The organism is Nocardiopsis sp. NPDC055824, from assembly GCF_053616335.1.
Window position 1 is genome coordinate 1 of sequence record NZ_JBSHDN010000212.1, and the last position, 10557, is coordinate 10557.

Here is a 10557-nt window from a genome sequence, read left to right on the forward strand (position 1 = left end):
GGACGCCCGCGGCGTCCCGGCCCTCCCGGGGGCGGTCAGGGGGCGGACGGCGCGTCCGCCGCCCCCGTCCCGCCCGCTACTCGTCGTCCTCGTCCTCGTCGCGGCGGCGCTTCTTCTTGCCGTCCCTGCCCGGGCGCAGCAGCGCCTCGGCCAGGGCGAGCACCGTCTCCTCCAGGGAGGAGAACCGCTTGGTGATGTCGTCGTGCGAGTTCTCGACCGCCTCGGTGACGGTCTCCTCCAGCTCGTGGCGGTCCGGACGCTGCTTGAGCTCGCGCAGCACCGGGGCCACCGCCGAGGTGACGTGCTCGTCGATCTCGTCCAGCTTGCCGGAGTGGTCCAGCTGCGGACGGTCCACCAGGTCGGTCAGGCGGCGGTGCAGCTCGCTGACCTCCATGGTCTGCGGAAGCTGGTTGAGCCGCTGGTTGAGCGCCTCCAGCCGGTCGTCGATGGCCTCCATGCGGCCGTCCACGCCCTCGAAGTGCCCGCTGACGCCCTCGAACTGGCCCTCGACGCCGTTGATCCGGCCGTCCACGCCGTCCAGGCGGCCGTTGACACCGTCCATCCGGCCGTCGATGCGGTCGATCTTGCCCTCGACGGACTCGAAGCTTCCCTCGAAGTGCCCCTCGAAGGTGTCGAAGCGGTCGGTGAGGCGGCCCAGCTCGTGGTCCACCTTGCCGGTGATCTGCGAGAGGTGGTTGTCGACCTTGCCGGTCAGCGCCTCGCGCTGCCGCTCCAGGCGCTCGTCCAGCGCGCCGCGGTGGGCCTCGACCTGTTCGGTGAGTGCCTCGGCCAGCGTCCGGTGCCGCTCCTCGGACTCCGTGGAGAGCCTGTCGCCGGACTCCCGGACGGACTCGCGCAGCTCCGCGAAGCCCGCGGTGACCCGCTCGGAGTCCTCGGAGATCCGGGCGCCCAGGGCGTCGGTGCGCTCGGCCAGGGCCTCGCGCAGCCGCTCCGACGTGGACTCGGCGTGCTCCCGGGTCTCGGTACGGCCCAGCTCCATCTCCTCGCCGAGCTCGGCCAGGCGCTGGCGCAGGTGGGTGCGCAGCTCGGTGAGCGACGACTCGTGGTTCTCCCGCAGCTTGGCGAGCGATCCCGTGACGTCGGCGACGGCGGCGGTCGCCTCGGCGTGGTTCTCCTCGGCCTGCGTGCTGAGGTAGCCGACGCTCTCCGCGACCTTGGCGGCCAGGGCCTCGTGCTTGCCGGTGAGGGCCTCGTGGCGCTCGCCGGACGCGGCCGCCAGGGCGGTGAGCTCCCCGGCCAGGGCGGTGGTGCGCTCGCCCAGCTCGCCGGTGTTCTCCTGGAGGCGGGCCAGCAGGGCCTCGTGCTGCTGCGCGGTGCGCTCCTCCAGGGCGGTGCGCAGCTCGGCCGTGCGCTCCCCGCCCTCGGTGCGGAGCTCGGCGGCCCGCTCCTCGACGGAGGCCCGGAGGTCGCCGGCGCGCTCCTCCACGAGGGTCCGCAGCTCGCCGGAGGCCTCTTCGACCTTGGCGGTGACGGTCTCGCCCAGGGCGGCGCCCGCGGCGGTGAGGGCCTCGCGGCTCTCGGCGACGACGCCCGCCAGGCTCTCGCGCCCGGCCTCGACGGCGCCGGTGATCTCGGTCCGCCCGGCGGCCAGCGCCTCGGCCAGCTCGGTGCGCCCCTCGGCGAGGGAGTCGGAGAGCTCGGTGCGGCTCTCGGCCAGAGCGGTGACGACGGCCCCGTGCCGCTCGCCGGAGACCTCGGAGAGGGCGGACAGCGACGCCTCGACGGCGTCGGCCTTGGCGGTGAGCGCGGCGAGGGCGGTGTCGAGGGAGTCCAGGCGGGCGCCCACGGTCTCGCTCAGCCCGTTCAGGCGCTCACCGAGCTCGGTGACCTGGTCGGCCGTCCGGTCGCCGGTCTCGGCCATCCGCTGGAGGCGGGTGAGCACGGTGTCCAGGTGTCCGGCGATGCGCTGGGTGTCGGCCCGCAGGGAGGGCATGTCCGACAGCGGCTTGACCTGCTGGCCGACGACCTCGATGTGCTCGGCGAGGGTCTCGGCCCATTCCGGCGGGCGGGCGAGGAAGTCGTCGATGCGCCCGTTGACCGTGGTGACGGACTCGGCGAGGGAGGTGAGCTCGCGCTCGCGCAGTTCGCGGAGCAGCCACTCCATCCCCTCGAGGCGCTGGCGCATCTCCTCGCTGACGGCGCCCTGCGACTTCTGCTCGGAGACGTGCTCCTGGGCGGCCTGGGAGAGCAGGTCACGCATCCGGTCGGAGACACCGGACTGGCCTCCCCCGTTGAGGAAGTTGTGATTGGTCTGTTCCACCGAGGTGCTCCTTTGGTTCTGGCGCTCCCGTACCCGTACGGGGGAGTGGACGGTTCCGGACGGGTCGGGTTCTCGATGGTCCCCGGGCGGGCGGCGCTCCCGCGATGGTTACCGCCCCATCGTGACTGGAGTGTGACTGTCCGTATATATACGGCGCAAGGCCCGAGATCCGACCGCATCGCGGGGCGGGCCGCTCACACGAGTCTTCCGGGTGAATCCATGAGAAGGGAAGGACTGCAGCGGTCGTCAGTTTAACGACCTGGGTCCCTTCGCCCCCAGGGGACGGCGGAAGATCTGGGTGAGAGAGGTAACGATCTGGGGTCCGCGCCCCCGCCGCCGGGCGTGCCGGGGGCCCGGGCGCCGACGGGCCGCCGACGGGGGGTCACCCCGGGGAGGGGGTCCCGACCTCGCGGCACAGCAGGCAGAAGGGCCGGTCGCCGATCCTGGTGAGGACCACGGTCACCGACTCGGGGCCCGACGCCCGCAGATCACGGCGCAGCTTCTCCGTGTCCACGGCCGATCCGCGTTTCTTGATCGTTACCGTCCCGGCGTCCAGCGCCCGCACCGCAGACCTCAGGCGCTTCAGGGAGAACGGCAGCATCTCCACCACCTCCAGCACCCGCCACAGCGGCGACACGGCCGCCGTGTCCGCGGTGAAGTAGGCGATCCGCTCGTCCAGCAGCGCGCCGTCCACCCGCGCCGCCGCCTCCGCCACCAGGTGCGACCGCACCACGGCCGGGTCCGGGTCGTACAGGTAGCGCCGGGCCGGGGCCACGGGCGCCGGGCCCGCCCCGGGGTCGGCGTCCAGGTGCGCGGCCGCCCCCTCCCGGGCCAGCAGGCCCTCGCGCTCGTGCAGGACCGTGGCGCGCCGCCGGGCCCCCGCGCCCTCCGCCAGGGCGCCGAACCACAGGGCCGTCTCCTTGAGCTCCCCGTCCACCGAGATCCACTCGGCGGAGGCGTCCTCGGGCAGTGCCTCGTGCGGGATGCCCGGAGCCGCCTTCAGGCAGGCGGCCTCCGCGGCCCCGGCCAGCCCCGTCGCCACGTCCCACGGGGGGGAGTAGGCGGCCGGGTCGAACACCCGGCCGCGCCCGCCGCGCCTGGCCGGGTCGCAGAACAGCAGCGGGTAGCGGCCGACCGCCGACGCGCCGGCCTCGCCCTCGCGGACCCGCGCCAGGTCCGACAGCCCGAGGGCCCCGATGTTGGCGCGGGCGACCGCCACCGTCAGCGGGTCGGAGTCCACGCCCTCCACGGGGACGCCGCGCCCGGCCAGCGCCAGCAGGTCCGCGCCGATCCCGCAGCACAGGTCGCCCGCGGAGCCGCCCGCCGGCACCGCACCCGCGACCGCGGCGGTCCGCCCCGCCCGGTACTCGGCCACGACGCGCCGGGTGGACTGCTCCAGGCCGTTCGGGGTGAAGAACATCCGCCCCGCCGCGTCGCCGAACTTGGCCCGGCCGCGCTCGCGGAGGGAGACCTGGGTCAGGAGCGCGTTGACCAGCTCCGAGACGGGTAGATCAGGGTCCAGGGCCGCCACGCGCGGGTCGGACCGCAGCAGGGACGCCGTGCCGAGCTGGTCCCGGACCGCGCTCCCCGGATCGACGCCCTCCAGCACCTCCCGGCCCGCGTCGGAGAGCAGCGCCTCGAAGGCGGGCACGCGCATGGGGTTCACCTCGGACGTCGAAGGGCGGTCTGTGTCGGCGGACCCGGACGCCCCGCGCGTCGTGGGGGCCGCCGCGGCGCGGGCAGGATGCCCGGCTCCTCACGGAAGTCCCCGACCGGGGGTCACGGTCGCATTTCCATTCTGGCACTCTCAGGGGTAGAGTGCTAATCGCGACGACGCCGGTCTGGCACCCGCGACGACAGGCCGCCTCTGTCGCCCCTTTTTCGCAGTCGGTCCGCGTGCCAGCGCGGACCGGAGCCAGTACACCGAAACTTTGAAGGGGGAGGTCACACCGTGTCGACCGCCACCAAGACCGTGCTGAAGCCGCTCGAGGACCGCGTCGTGGTCAGGACGCTGGAGGCCGAGCAGACCACCGCTTCCGGTCTGGTCATCCCGGACACCGCCAAGGAGAAGCCCCAGGAGGGCGAGATCCTCGCCGTGGGCCCCGGCCGTTGGGACGACGAGGGCGACAAGCGCATCCCGCTGGACGTGAAGGTCGGCGACGTCGTCCTCTACAGCAAGTACGGCGGCACCGAGGTCAAGTACGACGGCCAGGAGTACCTGGTCCTCTCCGCCCGCGACCTGCTCGCGGTCGTCGAGAAGTAGGTCTCGACGGGGCCCGGTCCACCGGGCTCGGAGCCAGGCATCCCGCACCGGTCGGCATAACGCCGGGCGGGGCGGGATGCTCGTTTTATACGAGCCTCAAGAGGAAGCACCCACATGCCGAAGATCCTGGAGTTCGAGGACGACGCCCGCCGCGCCCTCGAGCGGGGCGTCGACCGCCTCGCCAACGCCGTCAAGGTGACGCTCGGCCCGCGCGGCCGCAACGTCGTCATCGACAAGAAGTTCGGCGCCCCCACCATCACGAACGACGGCGTGACCGTCGCCCGTGAGATCGAGCTGGACGACCCGTACGAGAACCTGGGCGCCCAGCTGGTCAAGGAGGTCGCCACCAAGACCAACGACGCCGCCGGTGACGGCACCACCACCGCGACCGTCCTGGCCCAGGCCCTGGTCCGCGAGGGTCTGCGCAGCGTCACCTCCGGCGCCTCCCCGCTCGCCCTCAAGAGGGGCATCGACGCCGCGGCCGCCCGCGTCTCCGAGATCCTCCTGGAGCGCGCCCGCCCCGTCGAGGAGCGCGAGGACATCGCCTACGTGGCGACCAACTCCGCCCAGGACGCCCAGATCGGCGACCTGATCGCCGAGGCGTTCGACAAGGTCGGCAAGGACGGCGTCATCACGGTGGAGGAGGCCCCCACCTTCGGGATGGACCTCGACTTCACCGAGGGGCTCCAGTTCGACAAGGGCTACGTCTCGCCCTACTTCGTCACCGACGGCGACCGTCAGGAGGCGGTGCTGGAGGACGCCCTCATCCTCATCAACCAGGGGAAGATCAGCAGCCTCAACGAGCTGCTGCCCCTGCTGGAGAAGGTCGTCCAGAGCAAGAAGCCGCTCCTGATCATCGCCGAGGACATCGACGGCGACGCGCTGGGCGCCCTGGTGCTCAACAAGATCCGGGGCACGCTCAACGTCGCCGCCGTCAAGGCGCCCGGCTTCGGCGAGCGCCGCAAGGCCATGCTCCAGGACATCGCCGTCCTCACCGGCGGCCAGGTCATCGCCGAGGAGGTCGGCCTGACCCTGGAGAACGCCGAACTCGACGCGCTGGGCAGCGCCCGCCGCACCGTCATCACGAAGGACGCGACGACCATCGTCGACGGTGCCGGCGAGCAGTCCGAGATCGACGACCGCGTGCGCCAGATCCGCAAGGAGATCGAGGCGAGCGACTCCGACTGGGACCGCGAGAAGCTCCAGGAGCGCCTGGCCAAGCTCGCGGGCGGCGTGTCCGTCCTGCGCGTCGGCGCCGCCACCGAGGTGGAGCTCAAGGAGAAGAAGCACCGCCTGGAGGACGCCATCTCGGCGACCCGCGCGGCCATCGAGGAGGGCATCGTCGCCGGCGGCGGGGCCTCCCTGGTGCACGCGGCGTCCGCCCTGGACGACCTCGGGCTGACCGGCGACGAGGCCACCGGTGTGGCGATCGTGCGCCGCGCCCTGGTCGAGCCCGCCCGGTGGATCGCGGAGAACGCGGGCGCCGAGGGCTACGTCGTGACCCACCGGATCTCCGAGCTGGAGGTCGGTCACGGTTACAACGCGGCCAAGGGCACCTACGGCGACCTGACCGCCCAGGGCATCCTCGACCCGGTCAAGGTCTCCCGCTCCGCCGTCCAGAACGCCGCGTCCATCGCGGGCATGCTCCTGACCACCGAGGTCCTGGTGGCGGACAAGCCCGAGGAGGAGGCGGACGACCACGGCCACGGCCACGGTCACTGACCCCACGCCCCGGACCCGGTGACGGGTCGGGTGTGAATCCGGCCCGGGGGCGGGACACGTCGGTGTCCCGCCCCCGCGCACTACCACGGGAGCCCCTCTTTTCCCTCTGGAGTGTGTGGCGTTTTCGGACGTTTTTCCCAAAACGTGACCATTCCGTAGTTGGCGATTGGAGCGGTTGGGTCCCGCAGTGGGGGCATCATTCCTAACGTGACGGATGCAGGCGCCCGGGGGGGCGCTACCGCGCAGCGGCCAGGGACACACGGGCAGGCGGACTCCGCCGCCCGCGACACAGGGTTGAACCATCTGGGCTCGCTCGCCGTCCGGGGGGACGACGGGGCCATGGACTCGCTGTTGCGCGCGGTCCGGCCCATGGTGGTCAGGTACTGCCACGCACGCCTCGCCCGGGTCTCGGGCCTGGCCCACTACTCCGACGACGTGGCGCAGGAAGTCTGCATCGCGCTGCTCTCGGCCGTACCGCGCTACCAGGACCGGGGCCGCCCCTTCGCGGCCTTCGTGTTCGGCATCGCCGCCCACAAGGTCGCCGACACCCTGCGCGTCGCGGGCAGGGTGGAGACGGTGCCCACCGACGCGGTGCCCGAGCAGCCGGACGACGACCCGGGACCGGAGGAGTCGGCGGTGCGGGTGATCGAGGCCCAGCGCGCCAGGGAGCTCCTGGACGAGCTGCCGGAACAGCAGCGCAAGCTCCTGGTCATGAGGGTGATCGCAGGACTGACAGCGGATGAGACGGGACATGTACTGGGAATGTCGGCGGGCGCGGTACGGGTCGCCCAGCACCGAGCTATCGCTCGGCTTCGGCAGGTGGCCGTGGCGAACCGCCTCCTCCCCTGAACACGGCGGACGCCCCCGTCCCGGGCGCCGCTTGTGCCCCGACCGCCCGCGGGTCCACGGCCGCTGCCGCTACCCCGGCCAGGCCGGACGCCGCAGTTCCGGCTGGCACTGAGCGCGTCGCACCGCGCGCCGGCCCCGCCCTCCGCCGGGTGGCCGCCCGTGACCCCCGGCCCCTCCGGCGACCGGCCGCCCGTGGACGCTCCGGTCCCGTGGCGCACGGCCCCTCCGACCCTCCCGAGGGAAGCCCGGGGCGCCGACCGGTGTTGTCCGGAGGCAGGGGCGGGCAGGTCCGTCCGAGCACGGCCCCCAAACCGTGATACCGCTCACTTTCGGGTCGGGGTGACGGGTCAAACACCTCATTCCACCGGGGCCGCACAGGGCGACGACCTAGGATGAGACGACACGCGGGGGCGAACCGCGCAGGTGTGCCGGGATAGCGGAGGTTGTGTCATGGGCCAGGAGTACAGCGACTACGGGGACAAACTGCTGCCGCCGGGGTTGACCTACGACGACGTGCTCCTCGTACCGGCCTACTCCGACCTCCAGCCGGGCGAGGTGGACACCACCACCCGCCTGTCCCGCAACATCACCCTGAGCATCCCCCTGCTGTCCGCGGCGATGGACACCGTCACCGAGGCCCGGATGGCCGTGGCCATGGCGCGCCAGGGCGGCGCCGGCGTCCTGCACCGCAACCTCTCCGCCGAGGACCAGGCCAGCCAGATCGACCTGGTCAAGCGCTCCGAGGCCGGGATGGTCACCGACCCCGTCACCTGCAAGCCGGAGGACGACCTCGCCGAGGTCGAGCGCCTGTGCGCCCACTACCGGATCTCCGGCGTCCCCGTCACCGACGCCGGCGGCTCCCTCGTCGGCATCGTCACCAACAGGGACATGCGCTTCGAGAGCGACCGCGCCCGGCTGGTCCGCGACGTCATGACCACCGAGAACCTGGTCACCGCCCCCGTCGGCGTGAGCCGCGAGCAGGCCTTCGAGCTGCTCCGCAGGCACAAGGTCGAGAAGCTGCCCCTGGTCGACGCGCAGAACCGCCTGCGCGGCCTGATCACCGTCAAGGACTTCATCAAGAGCGAGCAGTTCCCCGACGCCACCAAGGACGCCGACGGGCGCCTGGTCGTCGGCGGCGCCGTCGGCGTCGGACCCGAGGCCGAGGAGCGGGCCAAGCTGCTCGTCGAGGCCGGGGTCGACTTCGTCGTCGTGGACACCGCGCACGGCCACTCCGCCGGGCTCGCCGACATGATCGCCAAGCTCAAGGCCAACTCCCGCGCCGACATCGTCGCGGGCAACGTGGCCACGCGGGCCGGCGCCCAGCTGCTCGTCGACGCCGGGGCCGACGCCGTCAAGGTCGGCGTGGGCCCGGGCTCCATCTGCACCACCCGCGTCGTCGCCGGCGTCGGCGCGCCGCAGCTCACCGCCATCCTGGAGGCCTCCAGGGCCTGTGGTCCGGCGGGCGTCCCGCTCATCGCGGACGGCGGGCTCCAGTACTCCGGCGAGATCGCCAAGGCCATCGCCGCGGGCGCCAGCACGGTCATGCTCGGCAGCCTGCTCGCGGGTGTCGAGGAGAGCCCGGGAGAGCTGATCTTCATCAACGGCAAGCAGTTCAAGGCCTACCGGGGCATGGGCTCGCTCGGCGCCATGCGGGGCCGCTCCTTCTCCAAGGACCGCTACGCCCAGGCCGACGTCGCCTCCGAGGACAAGCTGGTCCCCGAGGGCATCGAGGGCCAGGTGCCCTTCCGCGGCCCGCTCCAGGCGGTCGCCCACCAGCTGGTCGGGGGCCTCCACCAGTCCATGTGGTACGCGGGGACCCGTACCGTGCCCGAGCTCCGCGAGCGCGGCCAGCTGATGCGGATCACCAGCGCCGGACTGCGGGAGAGCCACCCGCACGACATCAAGATGACCGTCGAGGCGCCCAACTACAACGCGCGCTGACCCGTCCCGCGCGCCGGTCCGCCGGCGCGTCGGCGGTGCGGGCCGTCCGGGAGACCCCTCCCGGGCGGCCCTTCCCCTTCTCCCCCCTTCCGCTCCCCGCCCCCGGCGGCCCCGCGGCGGCTCCGACGCCCGGATGTCCGAGGAACCCGTGACCGTCGGGGACCCGGTCGCCCACGGGGACGGGTGCGACCGCCGGGGCCTGCCCGGCCGGTGGGGCGGCGACCCGGTCGGCCGCGCTGCGCGAGTCCAGGCGGAGCGGGGCAAACCCGGTCCAACTTTTGGGCGGATAGACTCTCGGCGGCAGGAAAGACGCCGGTAGACGAGCCGGTGCCGCACGTCAGAGGGGATCGAAACGTTGGCGCAGGTGGAGATCGGGCTGGGCAAGAACGGGCGCCGGGCCTATGAGCTCGACGAGATCGGGATCGTGCCTGCCCGACGCACGAGGGACCCGGAGGAGGTGTCGATCGCCTGGCAGATCGACGCCTACCGGTTCGAGACGCCGCTGGTGGTCAGCCCCATGGACAGCGTCGCCTCCCCCAAGACGGTCGTGGCCGTCGGGGAGCAGGGCGGTCTGGGCGTGCTCGACCTGGAGGGCCTCTGGACCCGCTACGAGGACCCGGAACCGCTGCTCCAGGAGATCCGCGAGCTCGACGACGTCGCGGCCACCAGGCGGCTCCAGGAGATCTACGCCGCTCCCATCCAGGAGGAGCTGATCGGCCGCCGGATCGAGGAGATCCGCGACGCCGGCCTGGTCACCGCGGCACGGCTGTCGCCGCAGCGCACCGCCCAGTACCACAAGGCCGTCGTCGACGCCGGCGTGGACATCTTCGTGATCCGCGGCACCACGGTGTCCGCCGAGCACGTGTCCGGACGCGCCGAGCCGCTCAACCTCAAGCAGTTCATCTACGACCTGGACGTCCCGGTCGTGGTGGGCGGCTGTGCCACCTACACCGCGGCCCTGCACCTGATGCGGACCGGCGCGGCCGGCGTGCTGGTGGGCTTCGGCGGCGGTTCCGGGCACACCACGCGGTCCGTGCTCGGCGTGGCCGTGCCGATGGCGAGCGCCATCGGCGACGTGGCCGCCGCGCGCCGCGACTACCTGGACGAGTCCGGGGGCCGCTACGTGCACGTCATCGCGGACGGCGGCATGACCGGCAGCGGTGACATCGCCAAGGCCCTGGCCTGCGGCGCCGACGCCGTCATGGTGGGTTCGCCGCTGGCGCGGGCCACGGAGGCCCCCGGCGGCGGCTACCACTGGGGCAGCGAGGCCCACCACGAGGAGCTGCCGCGCGGCGAGCGGGTCAGGGTGGGCACCATCGGCGACCTCAAGTCGATCCTGCACGGCCCGGCCGACACCAGCGACGGTTCCATGAACCTCATGGGCGCCCTGCGCCGCACGATGGCCACCTCCGGCTACACGGACCTCAAGGAGTTCCAGCGGGTCGAGGTCGTCGTCAACCCGCACCGCTAGGCGTACGCGTCCCGAGCGGGTCGAGGGGGC

General features: G+C 72.9%; 7 protein-coding genes. 5 read left to right on the forward strand and 2 right to left on the reverse strand.

Features of this window, described 5'->3' with window-relative positions; translation table 11 throughout:
• Positions 1–76: 76 nt before the first annotated feature.
• A complete protein-coding gene (locus ACWGL3_RS27545; RefSeq protein WP_267948085.1) occupies positions 77–2281 on the reverse strand; it encodes a hypothetical protein in 2205 nt (734 codons plus the stop codon).
• A gap of 382 nt (positions 2282–2663) precedes the next feature.
• On the reverse strand, positions 2664–3938 hold the full coding sequence (locus ACWGL3_RS27550) for a class I SAM-dependent methyltransferase (RefSeq protein ID WP_267948086.1): 1275 nt from the start codon (positions 3936–3938) through the stop codon (positions 2664–2666).
• A 294-nt stretch (positions 3939–4232) separates the two neighbouring features.
• Between ACWGL3_RS27550 and groES the strand changes: the two genes are divergently transcribed.
• From groES to ACWGL3_RS27575, 5 genes are all read left to right on the forward strand, one after another.
• Positions 4233–4544, forward strand: coding sequence for a co-chaperone GroES (groES, locus tag ACWGL3_RS27555; protein WP_267948087.1), 312 nt, complete (start codon positions 4233–4235; stop codon positions 4542–4544).
• A 114-nt stretch (positions 4545–4658) separates the two neighbouring features.
• Positions 4659–6266, forward strand: a complete 1608-nt coding sequence (gene groL, locus ACWGL3_RS27560; protein WP_267948088.1) for a chaperonin GroEL — start codon at positions 4659–4661, stop codon at positions 6264–6266.
• Between the two features lie 207 nt (positions 6267–6473).
• Positions 6474–7115 carry a sigma-70 family RNA polymerase sigma factor gene (locus ACWGL3_RS27565; RefSeq protein WP_378553997.1) on the forward strand — a complete coding sequence of 214 codons (642 nt, stop codon included), beginning with the start codon at positions 6474–6476 and terminating at the stop codon, positions 7113–7115.
• 450 nt (positions 7116–7565) lie between these two features.
• Positions 7566–9056: an IMP dehydrogenase gene (gene guaB, locus ACWGL3_RS27570; RefSeq protein WP_267948089.1), complete on the forward strand. Its 1491-nt coding sequence runs from the start codon at positions 7566–7568 to the stop codon at positions 9054–9056.
• A gap of 364 nt (positions 9057–9420) precedes the next feature.
• Complete coding sequence (locus ACWGL3_RS27575; RefSeq protein WP_267950243.1) at positions 9421–10527, forward strand: GuaB3 family IMP dehydrogenase-related protein; 1107 nt, start codon at positions 9421–9423, stop codon at positions 10525–10527.
• The last annotated feature ends 30 nt before the right edge of the window (positions 10528–10557 follow it).